At 48.9% G+C, this 25,269-nt stretch carries 22 protein-coding genes; 19 read left to right on the plus strand and 3 right to left on the minus strand.

Annotation, left to right across the window (positions count from 1 at the left end):
- The first annotated feature begins 68 nt into the window (after positions 1–68).
- The 14 genes from JQX58_RS03365 to JQX58_RS03430 all read left to right on the plus strand — a co-directional run bounded on the left by JQX58_RS03365 (position 69) and on the right by JQX58_RS03430 (position 15,032).
- Positions 69–359 (plus strand): co-chaperone GroES, encoded by a 291-nt coding sequence (locus JQX58_RS03365; RefSeq protein ID WP_204145401.1) that lies wholly within the window; start codon positions 69–71, stop codon positions 357–359.
- 57 nt (positions 360–416) lie between these two features.
- Positions 417–2,054 carry a chaperonin GroEL gene (groL, locus tag JQX58_RS03370; RefSeq protein WP_204145402.1) on the plus strand — a complete coding sequence of 546 codons (1,638 nt, stop codon included), beginning with the start codon at positions 417–419 and terminating at the stop codon, positions 2,052–2,054.
- A 148-nt stretch (positions 2,055–2,202) separates the two neighbouring features.
- Positions 2,203–2,940, plus strand: a complete 738-nt coding sequence (locus JQX58_RS03375) for an EAL domain-containing protein (protein WP_204145403.1) — start codon at positions 2,203–2,205, stop codon at positions 2,938–2,940.
- 112 nt (positions 2,941–3,052) lie between these two features.
- Entirely contained in the window at positions 3,053–5,413 is a 2,361-nt protein-coding gene (locus tag JQX58_RS03380; RefSeq protein WP_204145404.1) for a motility hub landmark protein FimV, read from the plus strand.
- Complete coding sequence (truA, locus tag JQX58_RS03385) at positions 5,406–6,233, plus strand: tRNA pseudouridine(38-40) synthase TruA (protein WP_204145405.1); 828 nt, start codon at positions 5,406–5,408, stop codon at positions 6,231–6,233. The genes JQX58_RS03380 and truA overlap by 8 nt, the downstream gene beginning before the upstream one ends.
- The gene (locus JQX58_RS03390) at positions 6,217–6,834 is read left to right on the plus strand and encodes a phosphoribosylanthranilate isomerase (protein ID WP_204145406.1); all 618 of its coding nucleotides are present in this window, start codon (positions 6,217–6,219) and stop codon (positions 6,832–6,834) included. The genes truA and JQX58_RS03390 overlap by 17 nt, the downstream gene beginning before the upstream one ends.
- A complete protein-coding gene (gene trpB, locus JQX58_RS03395) occupies positions 6,827–8,038 on the plus strand; it encodes a tryptophan synthase subunit beta (RefSeq protein WP_204145407.1) in 1,212 nt (403 codons plus the stop codon). Before JQX58_RS03390 ends, trpB begins: the two co-directional genes overlap by 8 nt.
- Before the next feature lie 2 nt (positions 8,039–8,040).
- Positions 8,041–8,847: a tryptophan synthase subunit alpha gene (gene trpA / locus JQX58_RS03400; protein WP_204145408.1), complete on the plus strand. Its 807-nt coding sequence runs from the start codon at positions 8,041–8,043 to the stop codon at positions 8,845–8,847.
- Between the two features lie 36 nt (positions 8,848–8,883).
- A complete protein-coding gene (gene accD, locus JQX58_RS03405) occupies positions 8,884–9,747 on the plus strand; it encodes an acetyl-CoA carboxylase, carboxyltransferase subunit beta (protein ID WP_204145409.1) in 864 nt (287 codons plus the stop codon).
- Between the two features lie 4 nt (positions 9,748–9,751).
- Positions 9,752–10,975: a bifunctional tetrahydrofolate synthase/dihydrofolate synthase gene (gene folC / locus JQX58_RS03410; RefSeq protein ID WP_204145410.1), complete on the plus strand. Its 1,224-nt coding sequence runs from the start codon at positions 9,752–9,754 to the stop codon at positions 10,973–10,975.
- A 13-nt stretch (positions 10,976–10,988) separates the two neighbouring features.
- Positions 10,989–11,591: an SPOR domain-containing protein gene (locus JQX58_RS03415; RefSeq protein ID WP_204145411.1), complete on the plus strand. Its 603-nt coding sequence runs from the start codon at positions 10,989–10,991 to the stop codon at positions 11,589–11,591.
- Positions 11,592–11,660: 69 nt separating this feature from the next.
- Positions 11,661–12,194, plus strand: a complete 534-nt coding sequence (locus tag JQX58_RS03420) for a CvpA family protein (protein WP_204145412.1) — start codon at positions 11,661–11,663, stop codon at positions 12,192–12,194.
- A 68-nt stretch (positions 12,195–12,262) separates the two neighbouring features.
- A complete protein-coding gene (gene purF, locus JQX58_RS03425; protein ID WP_204145413.1) occupies positions 12,263–13,768 on the plus strand; it encodes an amidophosphoribosyltransferase in 1,506 nt (501 codons plus the stop codon).
- A gap of 91 nt (positions 13,769–13,859) precedes the next feature.
- A complete protein-coding gene (locus tag JQX58_RS03430; RefSeq protein WP_204145414.1) occupies positions 13,860–15,032 on the plus strand; it encodes an O-succinylhomoserine sulfhydrylase in 1,173 nt (390 codons plus the stop codon).
- Between the two features lie 88 nt (positions 15,033–15,120).
- On the opposite strand, the gene JQX58_RS03435 is transcribed toward JQX58_RS03430, so the two are convergent.
- From JQX58_RS03435 to JQX58_RS03445, 3 genes are read right to left on the minus strand one after another with little or no spacing between them, the layout of a single operon-like run.
- Positions 15,121–15,537, minus strand: coding sequence for a PilZ domain-containing protein (locus JQX58_RS03435; protein WP_204145415.1), 417 nt, complete (start codon positions 15,535–15,537; stop codon positions 15,121–15,123).
- Positions 15,538–15,557: 20 nt separating this feature from the next.
- The gene (locus JQX58_RS03440; protein WP_204145416.1) at positions 15,558–16,343 is read right to left on the minus strand and encodes an OmpA/MotB family protein; all 786 of its coding nucleotides are present in this window, start codon (positions 16,341–16,343) and stop codon (positions 15,558–15,560) included.
- A 3-nt stretch (positions 16,344–16,346) separates the two neighbouring features.
- Positions 16,347–17,117, minus strand: coding sequence for a motility protein A (locus JQX58_RS03445; protein ID WP_204145417.1), 771 nt, complete (start codon positions 17,115–17,117; stop codon positions 16,347–16,349).
- Positions 17,118–17,451: 334 nt separating this feature from the next.
- On the opposite strand from JQX58_RS03445, the gene JQX58_RS03450 reads away from it, so the two are divergent.
- The 5 genes from JQX58_RS03450 to JQX58_RS03470 all read left to right on the plus strand — a co-directional run bounded on the left by JQX58_RS03450 (position 17,452) and on the right by JQX58_RS03470 (position 25,266).
- Entirely contained in the window at positions 17,452–19,368 is a 1,917-nt protein-coding gene (locus tag JQX58_RS03450; RefSeq protein WP_204145418.1) for an ATP-binding cassette domain-containing protein, read from the plus strand.
- Positions 19,369–19,373: 5 nt separating this feature from the next.
- Positions 19,374–19,967: a DUF2760 domain-containing protein gene (locus JQX58_RS03455; protein ID WP_204145419.1), complete on the plus strand. Its 594-nt coding sequence runs from the start codon at positions 19,374–19,376 to the stop codon at positions 19,965–19,967.
- Positions 19,968–21,716, plus strand: coding sequence for an Hsp70 family protein (locus JQX58_RS03460; RefSeq protein ID WP_204145420.1), 1,749 nt, complete (start codon positions 19,968–19,970; stop codon positions 21,714–21,716).
- Positions 21,716–24,412 (plus strand): hsp70 family protein, encoded by a 2,697-nt coding sequence (locus tag JQX58_RS03465; RefSeq protein ID WP_204145421.1) that lies wholly within the window; start codon positions 21,716–21,718, stop codon positions 24,410–24,412. Before JQX58_RS03460 ends, JQX58_RS03465 begins: the two co-directional genes overlap by 1 nt.
- Positions 24,413–24,555: 143 nt before the next feature.
- Positions 24,556–25,266, plus strand: coding sequence for an SIMPL domain-containing protein (locus JQX58_RS03470; protein ID WP_204145422.1), 711 nt, complete (start codon positions 24,556–24,558; stop codon positions 25,264–25,266).
- The last annotated feature ends 3 nt before the right edge of the window (positions 25,267–25,269 follow it).

The following is a 25,269-nucleotide window of genomic DNA, read 5'->3' on the forward strand; positions in this document are numbered from 1 at the left end:
GCCGCAAAGAGTGGGGCTAATCCGGCCAGGGGAGTCCTGGTATTGATTAAATTTGGAGATATAGATCAATGAATATTCGTCCTTTGCACGATCGCGTCGTTGTTCGCCGTAAAGAAGAAGAGACAACTACTGCGTCTGGTATCGTTTTGCCAGGTTCTGCAACTGAAAAACCTACACAGGGTGAAGTTTTAGCTGTGGGCACGGGTCGTATTCAGTCTAATGGTGACCTTCGCGAGCTGGCTGTGAAAGTTGGTGACACTGTATTGTTCGGCCAATACTCAGGCCAATCCGTTAAGCTTAACGGTGAAGAACTACTTATCATGAAAGAAGAAGAAATCTACGGCATCCTAGAAGCCTAAGTCTTTTTCAGATTAATCAACGATTAGCGAAATTAATAATATTAAGGATTAGAGAAAATGGCTAAAGAAGTAAAATTCTCAGATAACGCTCGCCAGAAAATGTTGAAAGGCGTTAACGTCCTTGCAGACGCTGTAAAAGTAACGCTTGGCCCTAAAGGTCGTAACGTTGTTATCGAAAAATCTTTCGGTGCGCCGCTAGTCACTAAAGACGGTGTAACTGTTGCCAAAGAAATCGAGCTAGAAGACAAGTTCGAAAACATGGGCGCACAGATGGTGAAAGAAGTATCTTCACAAGCAAACGATGTTGCGGGTGACGGTACTACTACGGCTACAGTCCTTGCACAAGCGTTTGTAACAGAAGGTCTTAAAGCCGTTGCTGCGGGTCGTAACCCAATGGATCTTAAGCGTGGTATCGACAAAGCGGCAGGTGCCGTGGTTGAAGAAATCGCTGCGCTGTCTACGCCATGTTCTGACAATCGTGCGATCGAGCAAGTAGGTACTATTTCTGCTAACTCTGACAGCACTGTTGGTAAGATCATTGCTGAAGCAATGGAGCGCGTAGGTAAAGAAGGCGTTATCACTGTAGAAGAAGGCTCTGGCTTCGAAGACGAGCTAGCTGTGGTTGAAGGTATGCAATTCGACCGTGGTTACCTATCTCCTTACTTCATTAACAACCAAGAAACGATGAGTGCGGAACTTGAAAACCCATACATCCTGTTGGTTGACAAGAAAATCTCTAACATCCGCGATCTTCTACCTACTCTAGAAGCCGCTGCGAAAGCATCACGTCCATTGCTAATCATCGCAGAAGACATCGAAGGTGAAGCGCTTGCGACACTAGTAGTTAACTCTATGCGCGGTGTTGTTAAAGTTGCCGCTGCTAAAGCGCCTGGTTTCGGTGATCGTCGTAAAGCAATGCTACAAGACATCGCTATCCTAACGGGCGGTCAAGTGATCTCTGAAGAAGTGGGTCTTTCTCTAGAAAGCACAACGCCAGAGCAACTAGGTACAGCTAAGCGCGTAACGCTAACCAAAGAAAACACTACCATCGTTGATGGCGCTGGCGACAATGCTTCAATCGATTCTCGTGTTGAGCAAATCCGTGCGGAAATGGCTAACTCAACGTCTGACTACGACAAAGAGAAGCTACAAGAGCGTGTTGCGAAACTTGCTGGTGGCGTTGGCGTCATCAAGATCGGTGCAGCGACTGAAGTTGCCATGAAAGAGAAAAAAGCACGTGTAGATGATGCGCTTCACGCAACTCGCGCAGCGGTTGAAGAAGGTGTTGTTGCAGGTGGTGGTGTTGCGCTAGTACGTGCACTGTCTAAACTTGGCGAACTACGTGGTGACAACGAAGATCAAAACGTAGGTATCGAACTTGCACTACGTGCAATGGAAGCGCCAATGCGTCAAATCATCAACAACGCGGGTGACGAAGCATCTGTTGTTGTCGACAAAGTGAAGCAGGGCGAAGGTAACTACGGCTACAACGCTGCGACTGGTGTTTACGGCGACATGATCGAAATGGGTATCCTTGACCCAGCGAAAGTGACACGTTCAGCGCTACAGGCTGCAGCTTCTGTAGCAGGTCTGATGATCACGACTGAAGCGATGATTGCTGATCTACCACAAGCTGAAGGTGCTCCAGCAATGCCTGATATGGGCGGCATGGGTGGAATGGGCGGCATGATGTAGGCCTAAGGCTTACTCTAACTGTCTGATTTATAAGCACTTATTGCAATAAAAAACCTCGCCTTAGGCGGGGTTTTTTTATGGCATCTCTTACAATTGCGAATGATTGTCATTATAATGAGTTATAAATAACAATCATTATGGAGAGATGATGAACTCACATCCGTCTGGGCTTAGTAAGCGCCAATTACTGGACATCATCCAAAAGCAGCGTTTTGGGGTAGAGTACCAACCCATTATCGATATTCAGTCTGGTGCTGTAGTCGCCCATGAAGCTCTATCACGTTTTTACAGTAGTGAAGGTGAGTCGGTTCGCCCCGACTTGGTTTACGCAGCACTACACGAAAATCCAATCACTTTGTATCAAGTCGAATATGCGCAGAAATGTCTGCAATTAAAGCACAAACCAGACACACAATTGTTCGTGAACCTAGATCAGGATGCTTTTTTTGCTACCGATGTTGAGGCGATCAATAATCCTTTCGTGCAGTTGATAAGAGATTACGGCCAAGAGCAAATTGTCGTCGAGTTAATCGAAAATTCAGAGTTAAACGATGCCATCCAAAGTCTTTCTATGATTGAGGCTTTTGACACGTTGGGTATTGAAACTGCGTTAGACGATTTATGTCATCCGCTATCGATGATTTCGGTTTCAGTCTTGCAGTTAGTGGGTTGGGTGAAGCTGGATCGTTGTGTGCTACGCATGCAAGATAAACCAGTGTTTATGAAGTTTGTGCGCCAGATGATTCAATTTGCCCGCTGCACAGGCAAGAAAATTGTATTGGAAGGGGTCGAAACTGAGCGGGATTTAGAGGCGGCCAGAGTGCTGGAAGTGGATTATGTGCAAGGCTATTTGTTCCGCCCACAGTTTATAAATATCGTGCCTTAAAACGCGTTTCCTCTGATGTTGGCCAAACCATTGATTCTAAAGCTATTGATAATTATGAACCTGTATTAGATACTTGGGGTACCTCATCGGTTCTTAACATAAAGGGAAGCTTATGCTCAGAAAAACGCTCATCAGTTTAGCTGTTTCCAGTGCGCTGTACATGTCCAGCGCTCAGGCATTAGAACTGGGCGAACTAACCTCCCAATCCAGAATCGATGAACCCTATCGAGGTCGCATTGAAGTGACCGATGCCGCAAGCCTTGATGTCAGTGACATCAGTGTGCGTCTAGGCTCAGAAAGTGAGTTTCGCCAAGCAGGGCTAACGCCGACGCGTACTTTATCGCAACTGTCCTTTGAAGTGGTGCGAGAAAATGGCGAGCTTGCGGTATTGGTTCAGTCAGAAGCACCGCTCGAAGTTGATCAACTTAATTTTGTCCTAGCGGCGCGTTGGCCAAGTGGGCAGGTGGTGCGCGAGTACCAAACCCCGATCAATCAGTCCGCCCTTGTAGAAAAAGCCCAGCCAGAGGTGGTGCAGTCGGTCACGCCGTCTGCGGACCAAACTCCTAATAATCAGATATTTCGTGATCAGGCTCGTCAGGCTCAGGAATTAGCTGCCCAAGGCGAAAAGGTTGTCGAGCGAGGCAATACATTATGGTCGATCGCAGGTCAGTCACGCCCTAATAACCAGCTTACGATTTATCAAACCATGATGGCCATTCAAGCACTTAACGAAGATGCTTTTTATGCCAACAATATTAACTTACTACGCGAAGGCGCAGTATTGCGTTTGCCGACGCAAGAGCAGATTCAGCTCTTTAACCGTGCTACGTCACAAGAAGAGTTTGAGCGTCAGCATGCCGCTTGGATGGCTTTAAAGCAAGCGGGACAGCTTGATGATGTGATCAACCAAGAGCAGATGAATACCCAAGCTGCTAGCAATACCCAGCCAGCACCAGAAGCGCCGCAGGGCGATCAGTTGCGCTTGGCCTCCAATCAAAGTGCACTACCGGAAGCCGAAGCCAGCTCCAATGAGGCAGATCAGCAGCGTATCAGCGAGCTTGAAAGTGAACTGTCCGCAACTAATGAATTACTGGATAAAGAAACACGCGAAAAAGCTGAGTTAAACGATCAATTGACTGAGCTAAACGATCAGCTAGCGACATTAGAGCGTTTGATCTCGCTTAAAGATCAGCAAATGGCCGAATTGCAGCGTCAGTTCACCAGTGCGCAACAAGCCATGCAAGAACAAAAGAATACTGTCGATCAGCTGCTAGAGGCTGATCAGTTGCGTCGTGAGCGAGAAGCTGCGGAAGAAGCATCTTGGACCAACAAAATTTTCGGTAATCCGATCGTACTCTCTGTCGCGGGTGTGGTGTTGCTATTGTTAGGCTTGCTTATCGGCATGTTGATCAAACGCTCTGGTCGCAAAAAAGACCAAGCAGAGCCTGATAAGCAAGAGTTTGACCTAGCGGCGGCGGCTGCACCCGCAGCAGCGGTTGTTGCAACAGAAGCAGCGGTGGCGTCAGAGCCTAAAGAGGAATACCCAGCCGAAGAACCTGAAGAGCATATCGAAGAGGAAGATCCATTTGCCTTCGACTTCGAGGTAGAAGAGCCGGAAGAAGAAAGTTTCGCTGGTTTTGATGAGGCTGTAGCGTCCTCGGAAGTCACGCCGACTGACGATCAAGCGGATGAATTTGGTGAATTTGATATTCCTGAGCTTGAAGAGGTGGCACAAGACAGTGACATCGAAGATGCTTTGGGAGCTGATATGGACGAATTGGCTGATGACGAAGAAGATAACAGTGACCCATTCTCGGAGTTTGAGGTAGAAGACACTGATATTGAAAGCCAAATGGCGTCGGAAGAAGATCCTTTAGAAGCATTGGATCTGTCCGAACCAGAATCAGAAACGGCCATGGACTTGCCAGGTGATGAGGACGCAGCGCCGCAAGAAAGTTTAGACGACACCCTTGCTGATTTAGGCTTTGGTGAATTAGCTGATGAGCCGACTGCTCAAGAAGCGGAAACACCTGAAGCGGATTACTCTGAGGAAGAAGACTTTGTAAACAGTCTACTAACTGAGGCAGAAGATGATGTGGCGCCACAGGCTGACGTTGACGAAACAGCTGTGTTTGACAGTGAGCCTGATGCCGCTCTAGCAGATAGCATTGATGAAGTGTTGGCTGAAGCTCAGCAAGAGGAAGAAGACTTTGGCGGTGTTGAAGTGCCGGAATTTGGCGCTGAGCAAGCCGCAGAAGGTGCTGAAGAATTGGACGACGACGAAGAAAACATTGATTTCTTCGATGCCAGTGGTGATGAAGTGGCTACCAAGCTTGATTTAGCCCGTGCTTACATGGATATGGGTGATGAAGAGGGTGCACGTGTTATACTTGAGGACGTCGTAAATACTGGCAACGAAAGCCAGATTGCAGAAGCCCAAAGTATGATGGAGCGCATGTTCCCAAGTGAGTAAACAGAAAGTAGCGCTAGTCGTAGAATACGACGGCGCAGCCTATAAGGGGTGGCAGGCGCAAAAGTTTGATGTCGCCACCGTTCAAGAAAGTCTTGAATACGCATTAACCAAAATAGCCAATCATCCGGTCAGCGTGATTTGCGCTGGTCGTACCGATGCGGGTGTTCACGCCAGCGCGCAAGTTGTGCATTTTGAAACCGATGTCACGCGTCCGCTAAGGGCTTGGACCTTGGGCGTGAACACCCATTTGCCACCTGACATCTCCGTAGTCGCAGCAGAATTTGTCGATGAGAGCTTTCATGCACGTTTTAGTGCAGTGAGTCGTCGCTATCGCTACGTAATCTATCAATCCGACTTACGTCCAGCTTTGTTAAGTCGAGGCGTCACATGGACCTATAAAAAACTCGATATTCAAGCGATGCAAGCCGCTTGCGAAGTGTTTAAAGGTACCCATGACTTTACTTCCTTTCGTGCTGTTGGCTGTCAGGCCCATAGCCCCGTTCGTACCATTTTAAATTTTTCCGTTGATCAGTTTGGGCAGTACATCGTTTTGGATGTGCGAGCGAATGCGTTTTTGCACCATATGATCCGTAATTTTGCTGGTGTACTGATGACGATTGGTACGGGAGAGCAGCCGGTAGAATGGGCGCAACAAGTGCTAGATGCCAAGGATCGTGCGCAAGGCGGTGTCACGGCGCCGCCATTTGGTTTGTATTTTGTCGATGCAGAGTATCCGGCTGAATTTAACGTGCCTAAAACAGCTTTAGGTCCTCATTTTTTACCGTTTAAAGAGGAGCCTGCTTATGAATTGCCGCGTTAAAATATGTGGTATCACCAATCTTGAGGATGCTCTACAAGCCATTGAGGCGGGAGCGGATGCATTAGGTTTTGTGTTTTACAGCAAAAGTCCGCGTTATGTTGATCCCGATACTGCCAATGAAATCCTCGCACAACTGCCGCCTTTTGTGACGCCTGTTGCTTTATTTGTCGACGCTGACGAGGCGCTGATTACATCGGTCGTCAGTGCTAATGCGCGCTGGTTGATTCAATTTCATGGTGATGAGACGCCCGACCAATGCGATCGTTGGCAGCGACCTTACTATAAAGCCATTCGAATGAAACCTGGCGTTGACCTAGATGCTGAAATAGCCCGTTACGAGGGGGCCTGTGCGGTATTGTTGGACGCTTATAAAGCTGGCGTGCCGGGTGGCACTGGTGAAACATTCGATTGGCATTTAATTCCTCAGCAACTGACAAAACCTTTAATCCTTGCAGGCGGGCTAACGCCTGATAATATCACCGAGGCCGTTACTCAAGTCGCACCTTACGCGGTTGATGTTAGTGGCGGTGTTGAGCGCAGTAAAGGTCTTAAAGATGCAGACAAAGTACGTCGTTTTATAACTGGAGCCAAACGTGGATAAGCAAAAAATAGCAACCAACTTGCCTGATAAACAAGGTCGCTTTGGCCAATTTGGTGGCGTCTTTGTATCTGAAACACTGATGTCAGCCCTAGAAGACTTGGCAAACGTTTACGAAGAATTGTCACAAGATCCAGCTTTTCAAGCGGAATTTGATAAAGACCTGGCACACTATGTCGGTCGTCCATCACCTTTGTATTACGCGGAGCGTCTAACACAAACGGTTGGTGGTGCAAAAATTTATCTTAAGCGTGAAGACCTTAATCATACGGGGGCGCACAAGATCAATAACACGATTGGTCAAGCGCTCCTTGCAAAACACATGGGCAAGCCCAATATCATTGCCGAAACGGGAGCAGGTCAACACGGCGTTGCTTCTGCCACGGTTGCGGCTCGCTTAGGTTTGAAATGTAAGGTTTTTATGGGCGCAGAAGATGTGCGTCGCCAAGCATTAAACGTCTATCGTATGAAGCTTCTTGGAGCAGAAGTTATTCCGGTAGAGTCTGGCACGCGAACCCTAAAAGATGCCTTGAATGAAGCCATGCGCTACTGGGTCAGTCATGTAGACGATACTTTTTACATCATAGGTACGGCCGCTGGTCCACATCCGTATCCTAAGTTGGTGCGTGATTTTCAAGCCGTGATTGGTCGTGAAACCAAAGCGCAATGTCTTGAGCAAGCTGGCAAACTGCCAGATGCGGTGGTTGCGTGTGTCGGCGGTGGTTCGAATGCCATCGGCATGTTTTATCCATTCATCGAAGATGAAAGTGTTGCTATGTATGGCGTTGAAGCGGGTGGTCACGGGATCGAAACGGGGCAGCATGCTGCGCCTTTGAGTGCCGGTCGCCCAGGAGTGCTCCACGGTAATCGTACCTATGTGATGGCTGACGAAGATGGTCAGATCGAAGGCACGCACTCAATTTCCGCAGGGCTTGATTACCCTGGCGTTGGTCCAGAGCATGCTTGGCTAAAAGATGTCGGTCGAGCCAATTATGTGGCCATTAATGATGATGAGGCGATGGATGGCTTCCGTGCGCTGACACGCCTTGAAGGCATCATGCCAGCTCTAGAGTCGAGCCATGCGATTGCTTACGGTATGAAGCTCGCTAAAACGATGAGCCCTGATCAAGTTGTGGTGATTAATGTATCTGGACGTGGTGATAAAGATATCCATACCGTCGCAGAAATTGACGGATTGGAGATGTAGTTATGAGTCGCATTCAGCACTGTTTTGAGCAGTTAAAAGCCAACGACAAAAAAGCTTTGATTCCGTACATTACCGCTGGAGATCCGACCCCTCAACACACCGTTGAGCTAATGCATAGTTTGGTCGAAGCGGGTGCAGATATTATTGAGTTGGGTATGCCGTTTTCTGATCCGATGGCCGATGGGCCTGTGATTCAGTTGGCCTGTGAGCGTGCGTTGGCAGCCGGTACAACGGTACGTAAAGTGCTGCAGATTGTGGCGGAGTTTCGTCAAATCAATCAACAAACACCCGTTGTATTGATGGGGTATTTAAATCCGATCGAGTTTTTTGGTTATCAAGCTTTCTCGGATGCTGCTAAAGAAGTCGGCGTAGATGGCATTTTATTAGTAGATTTGACTCCTGAAGAAGCCACAGATGTAGTAGAATGCTTCCGTAGCAATAGCATTGATTTAATTTACCTTTTGTCACCGACGACAACGCCTGCCCGAGCAGCTAAAATTTGTTCCATGGCATCAGGCTATGTTTACTACGTCTCGGTGAAAGGTGTCACCGGATCGGCAACGCTTGATGTAGACAGCGTTGCGACACATGTAGAGTCTTTGCGAGAAATTACCGATCTGCCGATCGGCGTTGGCTTTGGTATTCGTGACGCCCAAACAGCGCGTGCGGTGAGCCAATGTTCAGACGGTGTTATTGTCGGCAGTGTATTAGTGAATGCCATCGCCAGCGCGGCGGATAGCACACAAGATCAAATTGCTGATGCCTTACGTGATATTTTGACGCCCATGCGCGTTGAGATGGATAAATAACTAAGGCATTAGTTCGTTACTATTTTGGAGAGTTAAATGAGCAGTTGGCTAGATAAATTTGTTCCTTCAATTATGCGCAGTGAAACCAAGCGTCCACAGGGCAGTGTGCCTGAAGGCCTTTGGAAGAAATGCCCGAAGTGTGACAACGTACTGTATCGCCCTGAGCTAGAGAAAAACTTGGATGTTTGCCCAAAATGTGAACACCACATGCGTGTTGGCGCGCGTCGTCGTCTAGATATCTTCCTAGACAAAGAAGGTCGTGAAGAAATCGCAGCGCACCTAGAGCCTGAAGATAAACTGAAGTTTAAAGACTCTAAACGTTACAAAGATCGTTTGGCAGCGGCACAAAAATCCACTGGCGAAAAAGATGCCTTGGTCGCTTTTGAAGGCACCTTGCACGGTATGCCGATCGTGGCAGTGGCATTTGAATTTAGCTTCCTAGGTGGCTCTATGGGTGCCATCGTCGGTGAGAAGTTTGTTCAAGCTTGTAACGTGAGTCTAGAAAAAGGCATTCCATTGGTATGTTTCTCCGCTTCAGGTGGCGCGCGTATGCAAGAAGCGCTGATCTCGCTTATGCAAATGGCGAAAACCAGTGCTGCCCTTGAGCGCATGAAGCAACAAGGTATTCCTTACATTTCAGCGATGACTGACCCTGTGTTTGGTGGTGTGTCTGCTTCATTAGCGATGCTAGGTGACTTAAATATCGCTGAACCGAATGCATTGATTGGTTTTGCCGGTCCGCGCGTTATTGAGCAAACCGTACGTGAGAAGCTTCCTGAAGGCTTCCAGCGCTCTGAGTTCTTGCTTGATAAAGGTGCATTAGACATGATCGTGACGCGTCACGAACTGCGTGATCGTTTGCACAATGTTCTTTCTATTTTGACTCATAAAGCAGCGTAATTGAATGTCAGCACGTTCTTTGTCTGATTGGCTCTCGTATATCGAGAGCCAACATCCTTCCGAAATCGAGTTAGGCCTTGAGCGCGGTTTAAGCGTGCTAGAAAAGCTAAACTTGGGGCGCCCTAAAGCAAAAGTGATCACGGTTGCTGGCACCAATGGTAAAGGCTCAACTTGCACCATGTTGAGTCAGTACTTAACTGCATCAGGCTATCGAGTCGGCACTTACACATCGCCTCACTTTCTACGTTTCAACGAGCGCGTTGCTATTGATGGTTTAGAGTGCTCCGATGAATTGCTGGTTGAGGCTTTCACCGTTATTGAGCAAGTGCGTGGTGATACGCCGCTGACATACTTCGAGTTTTCTACCCTTGCTGCACTGTGGGTGTTTGATCGCCTTGAGCTGGATTACTGGGTGCTGGAAGTAGGGCTTGGTGGTCGTCTTGACTCCGTCAACATGGTTGATACCGATTTAGCGGTTGTGACCTCGATTGCTTTAGATCACATCGATTGGCTCGGGGATTCTATCGACGGTATTGGTCGCGAAAAGGCCGGTATTGCTCGTCCTGGTAAGCCGCTCATTAGTGGCGTTGTAAATCCACCGCAAAGCATTGCTGATGTGGCGCAGGAAGTGGGTTCACCGTTACTGCAAAAGCATAAAGATTTCACCTTCTCTGTGGCGCAAGATTCATGGTCTTGGCAAGGCTTAGGGCAGCAGTTTGACGGGCTGCCAATTCCTAAATTGCCGCTTGAAAATGCCGCGACTGTGATTGCAACCTTGCTTCAGCTAGACATAGCTGTGACCAGTGAACGTTTAACAGACTTGTTCCGCGAGGCCACTTTAGTAGGCCGCTTCCAGCAAGTCGCGACTAGCCCTGATGTGTTCATTGATGTGGCACACAATCCAGAGGCTGCGATTCAGTTGAAGCAGCAGCTAGATCGACTTGGGCAGCCAGTGATCGCGGTATGTGGCATGCTTAAAGACAAAGATATCAGCGCGGTGATGAAGACCCTTAAAGATTCATTCCAAGCGTGGTATTTGCTTGACTTAGATGTGCCGCGTGGCGCTAAAGCCAGCGAACTGGCTGGCTACTTGCCTGAGGCCCATCAATACCAAGATATGCGTCAAGCGCTAGCGGATGCTTGTGCAGAAGCAACCAAACAAAATGCCACGGTGGTTGTGTTTGGCTCGTTTGTGACAGTATCAGCTTACCTTTCTTTGCAGGCGTAATTCGGAGGCGCTTATGTTAGATACGAAGTCGAAATATCGCTTGATTGGTGCAGGTCTTTTGATTGCCTCATCAGCTATTCTTTTGCCTTTGGTATTAGACGGTGAGCGCCCAGAAGAACTGAATGTGGATGTTACTATGCCAGCGCAACCGACCTTCCCTGAAGTAGAGGTGGCGCCGGTACAGTCGATGGACGAACTCGCTCAAGAAACAGAGCAAGAGCGTACTGCCAACGATATCCAGTTGTTGCCAGAGCCACAGCAAGCCACGACGGCAAGCAATGATGCACCTGCTCCTAAGCCAACACCAGAGCCCGCACCAGCACCTAAAGCTGAGCCGAAGCCGAAACCTACTGAAGTGGTGAAGAAAGAGGTCGCGCCGGTGGGTGAGCGCTGGACACTGCAAGTGGCAACATTCGGTCAGAAGGCCAATGCCGAGCGTACGCTTAACAAACTGAAAGAAGCGGGTTATCCAGCTTACGTGATGACCAGCAACTCTCTTTTTAAAGTGTTTGTGGGGCCCGAATTGGAGCGCTCCGCGTCGGAAAAAGTAAAGACCAAGGTGCAGCGTGAGTTTAAGCTTAGCGGCATTGTCGTGAAATATTCACCTAATTCGTAAAACTTCCAGCTCACCGCTTGGAATAAAACGAGCTTTTGGTAAACTGCGCAGCGTTGCATAGAGGTACGTGTGGAACAGATTCAATCGATTTCAACTTTAGACTGGTTAATTATCGCCGTTGTCATTATTTCTACCCTTATCAGTCTCAAGCGAGGCTTGGTAAAAGAAGTGTTATCGCTTGTTATCTGGGTCTCAGCCTTTATTATTGCCGTCAAATTCACAGACCCATTGCAGACCTTGTTGATGGATCAGGTTCAAAATGACCAGATTCGGTATGTGGTGGCGTTTATTGGTTTATTCATTGCCACGCTCATCGTTGGCGCGCTGGTAAACTTTATACTAGGGTCATTGATCCAATTAACCGGCCTAAGTGGCACTGATCGTGTTTTAGGTATGTTATTTGGTTTTGCCCGTGGCAGCTTGATCGTAGTGGCGTTTATTTCGCTGCTAAGCCTGAGCCCTGCCATTGAAAAGTCTGATATGTGGAAGTCCTCTCAGTTGGTGCCACAGTTAGTCATTATGAAAGATTGGGTGCGCGATATGCTAGGCAAAGGCGAAGAGGCATTTGACTCAACCCTTATTGAGCGCACTTTAAACAGTTAATCGCAGTTATCTGCGACGTAAAAAATAAACGGCAAAGTCGTTTTCTCCTAATCACGAGGTATATATACATGTGTGGTATCGTTGGTGTCGTAGCCACGTCGATGGTTAACCAAACCATTTTTGACGCTCTCACGCTTCTTCAGCATCGCGGTCAGGACGCTGCTGGAATGGTTACAAGCCATAACGGATTATTATGCTTGCGCAAAGACAATGGTCCAGTGAGTGAAGTGTTTCGTACACGACACATGAAAAAACTGCACGGCAATATAGGCATCGGCCACGCACGTTACCCAACTGCGGGTACGTCTAGCTCTGCTGAAGCCCAGCCGTTTTATGTGAATTCACCTTATGGTATTTCTCTTGCCCACAACGGCAACTTGACCAACACTGCTAAGCTTAAGCAGGAAGTGTTTGAGTCAGATTTACGCCATATCAACACGACTTCAGATTCTGAAGTGTTGGTAAACGTGTTGGCTCACGAGCTTCACGAAGAGGGCAAACTTGTCCCAACACCAGAAGATATCTTTAATGCCCTAGAGCGTGTTTACAAGCGTATCGAAGGTGGCTACGCAGTGGTGGCTCTGATCACTGGTTACGGTATCTTGGCGTTCCGTGATCCAGATGGTATCCGTCCATTGATCTACGGCTCACGTGAAACTGAGAACGGCACTGAATACATGGTTGCATCTGAGAGTGTGGCTCTGGATGCAGCTGGCTTTACCATTGAGCGTGATATTCGCCCAGGCGAAGCGATCTTCTTCGATGTGAACCACAAGGTTTACACGCGTCAGTGTACGGAAGCTCGTGCACCGCGTCCGTGTCTGTTTGAGTATGTGTACTTTGCGCGTCCGGATACGGTGATCGATAACATCTCGGTTTACAAAGCACGTATCAACCAAGGTGATCGTTTGGCCGCTAAAATCAAGCGCGAGTGGGCGGATCATGATATTGATGTGGTGATCCCAATCCCAGACACCAGCCGTACCGCAGCGCTACAGATCGCTCAAGAGCTGAATATCCCATTCCGAGAAGGTTTGGTTAAAAACCGTTACATCGGTCGTACTTTTATCATGCCAGGTCAGACCATTCGTAAGAAGTCTGTGCGTCAGAAGCTGAACCCAGTACCGTTTGAGTTTAAAGACAAAAACGTACTCCTAGTAGATGACTCGATTGTGCGTGGTACCACCAGCCAAGAAATCATCGAAATGGCTCGCGAAGCCGGTGCGAAGAAAGTGTACTTGGCCTCTGCGGCACCTGAAGTGCGTTACCCGAACGTTTACGGTATCGACATGCCAGCGGCGACTGAGCTGATTGCCTACGATCGCAATGTGGATGAAATTTGTGAGCTAATTGGCGCTGACCGTTTGATTTTCCAAGACTTGGAAGACCTAATTGCGGCGTGTATCGATGAGAAGCACTCTGATGTGCGTGAATTTGATACGTCGGTATTCGATGGTAACTACATCACTGGTAACATTGATCAGGAATACCTAACGGGTCTAGCTAATGCCCGTAGCGATTCAAACAAAGCGTCTGTCGCAGAATCTAACAGCGATCTAATGCACCCAATGTAAACCCATTGGCTTAGCAATAAGTTCGTGTTTGTATGCTAAGCCAGGTTTGACCTGGCTTAGTTGTTTTTAAAGTGTCAACTTGGAGTGACCCATGTCTGAATATAAAGATGCAACGCTCGCCATTCGAGCGGGTATTCGTCAAACCCAAGAGCAAGAAAACAGCGAAGCCATTTTCACCACCTCAAGCTTTGCTTACTCAAGTTCTAAAGAAGCGGCGGGTAAGTTTTGTGGTGAGCTAGATGGCAATGTTTACTCGCGTTTCACGAACCCAACAGTGGAGATGTTTGAAAAGCGCCTGGCTGCACTAGAGAAGGGTGAGGCGGCGATTGCGACCGCATCGGGTATGGCGGCATTGATGACGTTGGGTTACTCATTACTTAAAGCAGGCGATAAGGTTGTTTGTTCGCGCAACATTTTTGGCTCTACGGTGAAGTTTTTCAACGCCTACATGGCCAAATACAATGTCGAGATTGTGTACGTTGATGCGACAGACTACGAAGCTTGGGAACGTGAGATCGATGACAACACCGCTTTGTGTTACTTCGAGACACCGTCTAATCCATTGTATGAAGTGGTCGATGTAGCAAAAGTCGCTGAGCTTGCTCATGCTAAAAACGCGCTGTTGTGTGTTGATACCGTACTGGCAACGCCTGCGTTGCAAAATCCACTGACGCAAGGCGCAGACATCGTGATGCAGTCGGCGACCAAGTTTATCGATGGCCAAGGTCGTTGTCTGGGTGGTGCGTTGATTGCTTCGAAAGAGATCGTCAATCAATTCGTGGCCTTTATGCGTAGCGCCGGGCCAGCGATGAGCCCATTTAATGCGTGGGTGTTGTTGAACGGCCTTGAGACCCTAAGTTTGCGTATGACAGCCCACTCAAGCAATGCACAAGCACTGGCAGAATTCCTAGAGCAGCACCCGAAAGTTGCTAAAGTGAACTACGGTGGCTTGCCATCACACAAATATCACGAACTGGCTAAGGCGCAACAGAAAGGCTTTGGTGGTGTGATGTCATTTGAGCTAGACGGTGGTCGTGAAGCGGCTTGGACCTTTATTGATAATGTGAAGCTGATGTCGATCACCGGCAACTTAGGTGACACTAAGACGCTAGTAACGCACCCAGCCACAACCACTCATGGACGCTTAACCGATGAAGAGAAACTGGCAGCGGGTATCAAAGAAGGGCTAGTGCGTTTGTCGGTAGGCCTTGAAGATATCGAAGATATTATTGCTGATGTGGCGCAAGCACTGGATAAAATCTAGCGTTTAAAGGCTTTCTAGTGTTTTCAATGCAAAAAAAAGAGCAGCGTTTAGCTGCTCTTTTTTAGGTAGGGCGTTTACTGCAAGTAAGCTATTCTTCTTCGTCTAGATCAAGCAAGTCTTTCTCTTCTTCTTTCATGCGCTCGACGGCAGCTGCACGCAGGGACTCTTTTTGCGTATTGAGTACTAATGTCTCGACGTATTCACGCACGCTGTCTTCCATCGCGGTAAATTGCCAACCCGAACGCTCGGCTTGGCGGTAAATGAGTCGAGCTTTGACCTTACCTACCACGATGCCATCTTGGTCTACGACAAAGCCCACGACCTCGTCTTCAATGGTTTCGAAGCTGTCATCGCTGGCTAGCGAGGTGCCATCGACACTAATATCGATGCAGGCAAACTTAAAGGTGCCCCCATCGAAGCATATAGTATGCCCAACAGGTGAAACTCTGAGCGCTTCTCTGCGCTCGTTTGAGTGGTACTCAATACCCGATTTAACACTGTCCATGGCAATTCCTTGCAAAGCTATTAGTTGTTGTTAGAGTCGCTGATCGGTTTGTCCTTGTCGCGTTGTAACACAAATTCAACGCGTCGATTCAGGGCTCTGTTTTCTGGTGTGGTATTCGGTACGAGCGGAATACTGTCAGCATAACCGGTCGCCGTCATTCGCTCAGCGCGGATATCATTTTCCAGAAAGTAGCGTAGGGTGGTGGTGGCTCGTATCGCCGACAATTCCCAGTTACTCGGAAAGCGAGAGGTATTGATCGGGATATTGTCAGTGTGACCCTTAATATTGATATTGTAGTCTGTGTAGCGATTGAAAATGCCGAGCAGTGTTTCGTAAATAGGTTCAGCGCTGTATAAGATCTGTGCCTCACCTGATTCAAACAGGGAAGCGCCGTCGATACGAATAGTGATCTTCTCACCGTCTTCGTATACCGCCACTTGATTCTGCAATTGATTCGCCATGAAGCGGCTCGCTACATCATTGGCGATTTCATTCACTTCTTCACGCACTTCTTCATCGATAGGGTCTTTAGCGTAAGTCAGCTCTTGGTTGGTGGCCATCTGCGGTTCAGCAGGTTTGATGGTCTCCGTACCGCCACCTGAGTACATTTCTGGGTTTTGTCGTACCAGTGCACCATTGCTGTTTAAGGCAATTTGAATCGAGGAAAGCGCCGCAATCAAGGTGGTTTCTGTCATCTTGGACAAGCTGTACAAGAGGATGAAAAACACCAACAGCAAAGACATTAGGTCAGCGTAGGTAAAGAGCCAACCTGGGGTTTCATCGTCTTCAAAATATGGATCACTCATAGCTTACTCCCCGCCGATGCCGGCTGGCTTACGCTGATGGGCTGGAATGTACGAAGACAGACGCTCGTAAACAGCTAGATAGTTATTGCTGCCTAGCAAGCTCACAGTGCCGTCACGTATGATTTCTAAGGTTTGGATCTCTAAAATAGTTCGCGCTTTAAGTTTGCCTGCAATCGGGTTGAAAATAACCGTCGCCAATAAAGAGCCATAAAAAGTGGTAAGAAGGGCGACCGCCATTGCTGGGCCAATCGTTTCTGGATTATCAAGCTGTGCCAGCATCTGGATCAAACCTATCAAGGTACCCAACATGCCAAAGGCTGGTGCGTAAGCGCCCATTTTTTTAAATACATCTTGCACCACATAGTGACGCATTTTTAGGGAGTCTATGTCCGCTTGCAACGTTTTGCGGATGTAGTCTTCATCGGAAGCATCCGATGCCATGGCAAGGGCGCGCTTTAAGAAAGGTGAGTCAGCATCGACACGGCTTAAGGCAATAAGGCCTTCGCGTCGAGCAACTTTAGTCAATTGCAGCATGGTTTGGATCATGGCTTGCGGGTCTTGCTTGTCTTGTGCAAAGACAATAAACATGGCGCGCAATGCGGCCATCGTATCTTTAAATTGGAAGGTCAAGAGGGTGGCAGCGATGGTGCCGCCGATGACGATCATAATGCCTGGTACGTTGATGAAAATGGTAAAATCACTGCTGCCCATGAAAATGGCGGAAATGATCAAGCCGATCCCAGTAATGATGCCTATAAAAGACGCAAAATCCATTGAGTTAACTACCTAATTTTAGAGGACAATATCCTCATTATGTAGAGCATGTTTGGTTACGACAAGAGAAAAGTGTAAGTTTTTTGTATGTAAATTCGGTACTGCTGACGTTTTCTTGTAACCTTTCGCGCCAAGATAATATCTGCAGTCTGATTTGAATCGTCTGTATTGAGTGAAATGTGGTCAGTTGATCTTACTTGCAAGCGTTTGAATCCTGCCTTGAGGATGATATTTTTATTGAAAATCAACACAAAAGCGCGTGCTTTAGTTAAAACTTAGCCGCGAAGAGTGGTAACATGACGCCACAAAATTGACCCTGTTTTTACGGAATATTATGAGTTTATTAACACTCGACCAAGTGAGCGTGGCATTTGGCCACAATCCCTTACTGAGCAATGTCAGCTTTTCAGCCGAAGCTGGAGAGCGTGTCGCAATTATCGGCCGTAACGGTGCGGGTAAATCGACCTTCTTAAAAATCATCGCGGGTGAGGTTATCCCCGACGAAGGTGTGATCCGTGTCGAAGGCGGCATGAAGGTGGCCCAGTTGCCACAAGAATTACCCGACGCCAATGGCAAAACCGTGCGTGAGGTAGTCAGCGAAGGTGCGGGTGATATTCATGACATGCTACAGCGTTACAATGCTCTGCTGGCAGACTTCGATGAAGCCAATACCGATGAATTGGCCAACATCCAACATGAGCTTGATAAACGCCAAGGTTGGGATCTCGAACAGCGCGTGAATCATATGATTCAGCGTCTAGCGCTGCCAGCAGACAAGCTTATGTCGGAGCTATCCGGCGGCTGGCGTCGTCGTGTTATCCTAGCGCAAGCACTATTGACCAACCCAGATGTGCTGTTACTTGATGAGCCAACCAACCATTTGGATGTACCGACCATTGAGTGGATGGAAGGTCAGCTCAAACAGTTCCGTGGCTTGATCCTATTCATTACCCACGACCGTCGCTTCCTAGAAAATCTTGCCAACCGAATCGTCGAACTTGATCGCGGCAACATGCTGTCCTTCTCGGGCTCGCTAGCGGGCTTTTTAGAATTTAAAGAGAAGCTTTTAGAAGAAGAAGAGCGTGCCAATGCTTTGTTCGATAAAAAGTTAGCCGAAGAAGAAGCGTGGATTCGTCAAGGTATCAAAGCTCGACGTACCCGTAATGAAGGCCGTGTGCGTGCTCTTAAAGCGTTACGTGAGGAACGCAAAGAGCGTATTAACCGCCAAGGCCAAGCCAAAATGGCATTGGAGAGTAAAGAGAAATCTGGCAAGTTGGTGGCAGAATTCAAGCAAGTGGCCCATGCCTTTGCTGACAAAACCATCTTGCGCCCGATGGACTTAGTGGTGAACCGCGGCGATCGCATCGGACTGATTGGCCCTAATGGTTGCGGTAAAAGTACCTTCCTTAAGATTTTGCTGGGCCAGTTGACGCCAAATGAAGGCTCTGTGCGCCAAGGCACCAAGCTTGAGATTGCTTACTTTGACCAGCTACGTGCACAGCTTGATCCTGAGAAAACCGTGGCCGATAACGTCGGCGAAGGCAAAGACACCCTAGAAATTAACGGACAGAATCGCCATATCATTGGTTACCTGCAGGATTTCTTGTTCCCGCCTGAGCGTGCGCGTACGCCGGTCAAAGCCTTGTCAGGGGGCGAGCGTAACCGTGTGCTGCTGGCGAAGTTGTTTACTCGTTCAGCCAACTTGTTGGTGATGGACGAACCGACCAACGACTTAGACGTGGAAACACTTGAGCTACTCGAAGAGTTGCTAATGAACTACGACGGCACCTTGCTGTTAGTGAGCCACGACCGTGCGTTCCTAGACAATGTTGTGACCAGCACCATCGCCTTTGAAGGTGACGGTGTCGTACGTGAGTACGTCGGTGGTTACGAGGATTGGTTGCGCCAAGGTGGTAAATTCCCAGAGGAATCGAGCCAAGAGGTCGACAAGCCAGTCAAAGCAGAAAAGAAAGCTGAGAAGGTTGAGAAGGTTGAGAAAAAACCGGCGCCGGCAAAAGTGAAAAGCAAGCTTAGCTACAAACATCAGCGTGAGCTGGACAACATGCCTGAAACCATCGCCAAGCTAGAAGACGAGCTAGAGCGATTGGCCGAGGTGACGTCTGCGGCCGACTTTTACGCCGGCGATCAAGAGCAAGTCCAAGCGACGCTGGCACAACTAACCGAAACAGAACAAGCGCTCGAAAACGCGATGGAACGCTGGGTCGAGTTAGAAGAAATGCAAAACGGATAACGATTATGGCAGAAGATATTAAAACCATCGGCTTTGTGTCGCGCTTTTTTGGCGCGTTTGGCCAGTTTTTCAAATATATGGGCAATGGCGACTACGCAGGTCGCTGTGCGGCGGTCAGCGACGGTCAGAAGTTTGCTTCTGAAGTCGAGCCACAAGTTATTACTAAAACCGTCGAAGTGGTCAAAGAAGTCGAGGTGCAAGCGCCCAAGCTTGATACCGTCAACGAAGACGGTGCACTACAGCTTTTGCAATTACTACAGCAAGAAGCGCGCTTTATCGATTTCGTTAAAGAAAGCATCGACGGCTACAGCGACGCTGACGTAGGTGCGGCGGCGCGTCAAATTCACAGTGGTTGCGCGAAAGTTGTGAGCCAATACTTCACCGTAGATGTGGTTAATGATGCACCGGAAAACAGCCGCATCGAAGTGGCGGCCGATTACGACCCTAAGGCCATTAAGCTTGAAGGTCGCGTGCAAGGTGATGGTCCTTATTCAGGCACTCTGATCCATCCTGGTTGGCAAGTGACAGCGACAAATCTGCCAAAAGTCTCCAACACGGATGGCTTGCATATTTTAGCGCCAGCCGAAGTGGAGGTATAAGTGGCTCAGTATTTTATTGGTATCGACCTTGGTACAACCCATTCGGCTATCTTCTATGCTGAACAGGGTGAAGACAGCGCACTGCAACAATTAACGATTCCACAGCTGACGGCACCAGGCCGTGTTGAGTCGTTGCCATTGCTACCATCCTTTGCTTATTTTCCGCATGCCAGCGAGTTTTTAGAAAGTGACCGCCATTTGCCGTGGGGCAAGGTGGACGTCATCGTCGGCGCCTTAGCACGTGAACTGGGCGCTAAGTCTCAAGGGCGTATGGCGCAAAGTGCTAAAAGCTGGCTATGCCATGCTCGTGTTAAAGCAGACGAACAAGTCTTGCCTGTCGACGCACTGGAAGAAGTGGATAAAGTGTCACCGGCACAAGTGACCGAGTGGTACATCGAGCATTTGGTTAATGCTTGGAATCATCAATTTCCTGATGCGCCGATGGCTGAGCAACATGTGGTCATTACAGTGCCAGCCTCATTTGATCCAGCAGCCCGCGCGATCACCGAAGACGCAGCGCAAAAAGCCGGTTTACGAGCGCGTTTAATCGAAGAGCCATTGGCGGCGTTTTACGCTTGGTTGGCTGACCAACCTAAATGGACTGAATCTCTCAACGTCGACGATCACATCCTAGTGGTGGACGTGGGCGGTGGTACCACCGATTTGTCTTTGATCCAAGCCGTGGACCAAGATGGCAGTCTAGGCCTTGAGCGTGTGGCAGTAGGTCGTCACATTCTATTGGGCGGCGACAACATGGACATGGCGCTGACTTACCATTTGGCAGGGCAGTTAGCGCAGCAAGGCACGCAGCTTGAGCCGTGGCAAATCTCAGGTTTGACCCAAGCCTGCCGCGAAGCCAAAGAGCGCCTGCTGGGTAATCAAGACGTCAGTGAAGCGACCGTTGTGGTGCCAAGCCGTGGTCGTAGCCTGTTTAACAACAGCATCAAAGCCACACTAACCCAAGACGACGTGCAGCAACAGTTGCTGGCTGGATTCTTCCCTGAAGTGCAGTTGGGTGAGCGTGCTCAAACGGCTCAGCGTGCGGGTTTTGCGTCCATTAACTTGGATTACGAAGCGGATCCTGCGATTACGCGTCATATTTCAGAGTTCCTCGCCAACGTTGAAGTGGTGCCAAACAAGGTTCTGCTAAACGGTGGTGTATTCAATGCACAGCCAATCCGCGACTTGATCGAGCAGCGTTTGCAGCAAATGCTAGGTGAGCACACTGAGCTAGTGATGCTTAAGCCTGCTCACCTCGATCACGCGGTGGCGCAAGGTGCGGCGTACTACGAAAAAGTACAGCTTGAAGGCGGTGTAAAAGTTAAAAGCGGCTTAGCGGCAAACTATTACATTGGTGTTGCCAGCCCTATGCCAGCGATCCCTGGAATGGCACCACCTGTTGATGCCTTATGTGTGGCACCGTTTGGTTTAGAAGAAGGCTCAGAAGAGCAGATGCTACCGAATGAGTTTTCATTGGTGGTCGGTGAGCGTGTTACGTTCCGCTTCTTCCAATCACAAAATGCCGAAGCCGATAGCTTAGGTAAAGTGATTGCATCCTTCTCGGTACCAGCCTTAACTGAGCTAAGTCCTTTATCGATTTCATTGGATGCAGGGCATTACAACGAGGGCGATATGGTGCGTGTAGTGTTGTCATCGCGCGTGACTGAGCTTGGTTTGTTGTTGCTGCAAGCACACGATGTCAATTCTGATCTTACTTGGACGATTGAGTTCCAAGTTAGGGAGTCCTAATGTCGAATGCTCGTTATCGCATTGGTATCGACTTAGGCACCACTAATTGCGTGGTCTCATATTTCGCCCCTGGTGATGTCGAGCCTCGTTTATTAGACATTCCACAGTTTATGGCGGATGGCTCAGTGCGTCCGTCGACGCGTTTGCCAAGTGCGGTGTATCTGCTTGCCAAAGACGAAATCGGTAAGATTGAGCCGGTTTTGCCTTGGCGTGGCCAAGCCACGGATTTGATCGTCGGTCATGGCGCCTTAGAGCTAGGTCAACGTCGCTCTGGTCAGTTGGTGCAAAGTGCCAAAAGCTGGCTGAGTCATCGCCAAGTAGATCGTCGTGAGGCGATTTTGCCATGGGGCAGTGAAGCCGCTCGTAAAGTGAGCCCTTTGGATGCCAGTGCGTATATCTTGGCGCACATCCGATCTGCTTGGAATCACGCTTTTGCTGACGCACCGATTGAGCGTCAAGACGTTGCCCTAACATTGCCAGCGTCGTTTGATGAAGAGGCTCGTGCGTTGACCTTAGAGGCAGCACAGCAAGCAGGCTTTGGTGACTTGTATCTACTCGAAGAGCCTCAAGCGGCGTGTTATCACTTTATCCGTAATCAAGACAATCTAGATGTCTTGGCGCAAGGCAACATGTTGCTAGTGGTCGACATCGGTGGTGGTACCACTGACTTTAGCTTGGTGCGCATCCAGCAAACCGCGCAAGGTAAAACGGCCCTCAAACGCGTTGCCGTGGGTGACCACCTTTTATTAGGCGGTGATAATCTCGACCAAGCCTTAGCGTATCAGCTTGATCCACGCCAGATATCAGCGCTGTCCGCTTCGCGTCTTGCCGCACTGGTGCAGCAAACACGTAAAGCCAAAGAGCTGCTACTGGGCGATGATGCGCCAGAGTCGACGACTTTAACGGTATTAGGTGGCGGCAGTCGTCTGATTGGTGGCTCGCAGAAATTTACCGTTGAGCGCGCTCAATTAGTTGAGCAAGTGGAAGTGGGCTTTTTGCCTTTAGAGGCGTTGAGCGCCGAGGTGCAAAAGTCCGATTACGCTGTGCATACCCTTGGCTTGCCTTACGAAAGTGATGCGGCGTTTACGCGCCATCTAGCAGCCTTTTTGCGTGCTCACCAAGCTGAGATTGAAGCGGCAACCGGCAGCTCTATGCCGGATGCGGTGCTGTTTAATGGTGGCTTATTCAACAGCGCCTTACTTAAATCCCGTGTGTTGGATCAGCTGCATCAATGGTCCGATCAGCCATTGATCATCTGCGACTCTTCAGAGCCTAACGATGCTGTCGCCAAAGGTGCCGCTCAGTACATTCGCTCGCTAGCAGGTGAAACGGCGCGCATCGAAAGTGGTGTGCCGCATAGTTTGTTGTTGCAATTGGCCGATGGTCAATTTGTTGGCTTGTTGCCAAAGGGCACGCCTAAGCAAGAGCGCATCACCTTGTCACAAGCGTTTAAGGTGCAAATGGGGCAGCAAGTGCAATTCCCATTGTACCGCTGTGATGATCACCTAGAGTGTGAGGTGGGCGAGCTTAAGGCTGACGACAAAGGTCTGCACTTTGTCTCTAACTTGGTCACTGAGCTTGACGGTCAATCTGATTCAGGCACTGTCAGCGTGGTATTGCACGCTACCATGACCGAGGTGGGCTTGCTCAAAGTCGATCTGGTGAATCAGGTATCAGGACAAGACTGGACACTGCAATTCGGTGTCAGCAAAGCCCGTGATGAGTCAATGGGTGAGCAAGGCGAAGGTCAGTTGCACGCCAATATGGGCCAAGCTGAAGAGCACTTAGTCAAATGCTTCTCAGCCGCAGGCCAGAAAGAATACCCAGATTTGGTCAAGTCACTTAAACAAGACATGGACCGTTTACTGGGCGATCGTGAAGATTGGACCTTGGCAACGTCGCGTCGTTTGGCTGATAAGTTAATCGCCGTTAAAAGCGGACGTACCAAATCGGCCCAACATGAGCGCCAATGGCTACAGTTGATTGGCTTCTGTCTGCGTCCAGGTTTTGGTGCGATTGGCGATGAGGCGCGCGTCGAGCAGACACTTAATGCCACTAAGCAAGGACCAAAGCATGACAACGCCCCGGTTTGGGGTCAGCATTGGACTTTGTATCGCCGTATTGCCGGTGGCTTAACGCCAGCCATGCAAGAAGGCTTATACAAGCAATTTGCCCAGTATTATTCGCCAGCGGGTCAGCGTTCGCGTGAAAAACAAAAGGCATTAACGACCAAGTCCAGCGATGACATGATTCGAATGGTGGGCGCGTTAGAGCGCTTGCCACAAGAGCGTAAACAAGAGGCCATTGATTGGTTGGTGAAGCGTTTACAGAAGTCGTCAGAGCCTGATACGGCGTGGTGGGCGATTGGTCGTATGGCGTCGCGTCGCTTGCTGCTTAATGATGAAGCGCATCAGCTTGATGATGCTACCGCTGTGAAGCTGACCGAAGTCGCTCTTAAAGAAGACTGGAAGAAGCGTAAGCAAGCTGGGCTGGCTGCCGTGCTGATGGTTCAGCCAGGCATCGGCGACGCGTCACCAGAGCTGCAGTCATTACGTAAAAAAGTCGCTAATAAGCTTAAGAAGGATAAGTGCCCAAGTCAGTGGCAACAACGTCTTGAGTCGACGGCAGAATTTACTGATGCTGAGCTGTCGCGTTTGGTTGGCGAAACCTTGCCGATTGGACTATCTTTAGGGTAAGTCTGCTGTTAAGCAGAGCTGATCATCTAGATGACTTTACGAAGGGAAAGCATGTGCTTTCCCTTTTTTTATGGAATTTTGTAGTCAAATTGACGTGTGTTGCGCTCATAATGCTGGGTTAGCAACAAACAATAGGGAATAGTATGAATATAAAAAGCGCAGGTGTTTTAGGCGCCAGTTTGGTCGTGGGTGCTTTAGCTTTAGGCTGGCTCATCAATGGCACCGCCAACGATCTCAAATCTTATGAGCGCAGTGTCACGGTAAAAGGTTTGGCTGAGCGTGAAGTGCAAGCGGACGTGGCCATTTGGCCGATTCAATTTACCGTCGCCTCAAACGACCTTGAGGGGTTATACGCCCAAGTAGAAGACAATACCGCCAAAGTAGCAGCTTTTTTAGCCGATAATCAAATCAGTGAAGAAGCAATTACCATTAATCCGCCGATGATCGTTGATAAGCTAGCTCAGCAATATGGCAATAATTCGGGCGCTGAATTTCGCTACAATGCGGTGCAAAAGGTAACGGTCTATAGCAATAAGATTGATCAAGTCCGCGCGGCGCAAAGTCAGCTTTCTGCACTGGGTCGACAAGGTATCGTGCTATCGGGCGACAGCTACCAAACCCGTACCGATTATCTGTACACGGGCCTTAATGACATTAAGCCTGAAATGATCGAGCAAGCGACGCAAAATGCTCGCGAAGTGGGCGAGAAATTTGCCGCGGATTCCAATAGCAAGCTCGGCAAAATTAAGCGAGCTTCTCAAGGGCAGTTTTCGATCAATGATCGTGACCAAAACAACCCGCACATCAAAAATGTCCGAGTTGTCTCGACGATCACTTACTATCTAGCGGATTAGCCG

Origin of the sequence: Marinomonas ostreistagni (genome assembly GCF_016888445.1) — a bacterium.
In the GTDB taxonomy this organism is placed as follows: domain Bacteria; phylum Pseudomonadota; class Gammaproteobacteria; order Pseudomonadales; family Marinomonadaceae; genus Marinomonas; species Marinomonas ostreistagni.

What these genes read in the sequence shown, in the direction of transcription:
- JQX58_RS03365 (WP_204145401.1), top strand. Translation starts at nt 69, where the DNA reads ATGAATATTCGTCCTTTGCACGATCGCGTCGTTGTTCGCCGTAAAGAA.
- groL (WP_204145402.1), top strand. Translation starts at nt 417, where the DNA reads ATGGCTAAAGAAGTAAAATTCTCAGATAACGCTCGCCAGAAAATGTTG.
- JQX58_RS03375 (WP_204145403.1), top strand. Translation starts at nt 2,203, where the DNA reads ATGAACTCACATCCGTCTGGGCTTAGTAAGCGCCAATTACTGGACATC.
- JQX58_RS03380 (WP_204145404.1), top strand. Translation starts at nt 3,053, where the DNA reads ATGCTCAGAAAAACGCTCATCAGTTTAGCTGTTTCCAGTGCGCTGTAC.
- JQX58_RS03390 (WP_204145406.1), top strand. Translation starts at nt 6,217, where the DNA reads ATGAATTGCCGCGTTAAAATATGTGGTATCACCAATCTTGAGGATGCT.
- trpA (WP_204145408.1), top strand. Translation starts at nt 8,041, where the DNA reads ATGAGTCGCATTCAGCACTGTTTTGAGCAGTTAAAAGCCAACGACAAA.
- accD (WP_204145409.1), top strand. Translation starts at nt 8,884, where the DNA reads ATGAGCAGTTGGCTAGATAAATTTGTTCCTTCAATTATGCGCAGTGAA.
- folC (WP_204145410.1), top strand. Translation starts at nt 9,752, where the DNA reads ATGTCAGCACGTTCTTTGTCTGATTGGCTCTCGTATATCGAGAGCCAA.
- JQX58_RS03415 (WP_204145411.1), top strand. Translation starts at nt 10,989, where the DNA reads ATGTTAGATACGAAGTCGAAATATCGCTTGATTGGTGCAGGTCTTTTG.
- purF (WP_204145413.1), top strand. Translation starts at nt 12,263, where the DNA reads ATGTGTGGTATCGTTGGTGTCGTAGCCACGTCGATGGTTAACCAAACC.
- JQX58_RS03430 (WP_204145414.1), top strand. Translation starts at nt 13,860, where the DNA reads ATGTCTGAATATAAAGATGCAACGCTCGCCATTCGAGCGGGTATTCGT.
- JQX58_RS03435 (WP_204145415.1), bottom strand. Translation starts at nt 15,537, where the DNA reads ATGGACAGTGTTAAATCGGGTATTGAGTACCACTCAAACGAGCGCAGA.
- JQX58_RS03440 (WP_204145416.1), bottom strand. Translation starts at nt 16,343, where the DNA reads ATGAGTGATCCATATTTTGAAGACGATGAAACCCCAGGTTGGCTCTTT.
- JQX58_RS03445 (WP_204145417.1), bottom strand. Translation starts at nt 17,117, where the DNA reads ATGGATTTTGCGTCTTTTATAGGCATCATTACTGGGATCGGCTTGATC.
- JQX58_RS03450 (WP_204145418.1), top strand. Translation starts at nt 17,452, where the DNA reads ATGAGTTTATTAACACTCGACCAAGTGAGCGTGGCATTTGGCCACAAT.
- JQX58_RS03455 (WP_204145419.1), top strand. Translation starts at nt 19,374, where the DNA reads ATGGCAGAAGATATTAAAACCATCGGCTTTGTGTCGCGCTTTTTTGGC.
- JQX58_RS03465 (WP_204145421.1), top strand. Translation starts at nt 21,716, where the DNA reads ATGTCGAATGCTCGTTATCGCATTGGTATCGACTTAGGCACCACTAAT.
- JQX58_RS03470 (WP_204145422.1), top strand. Translation starts at nt 24,556, where the DNA reads ATGAATATAAAAAGCGCAGGTGTTTTAGGCGCCAGTTTGGTCGTGGGT.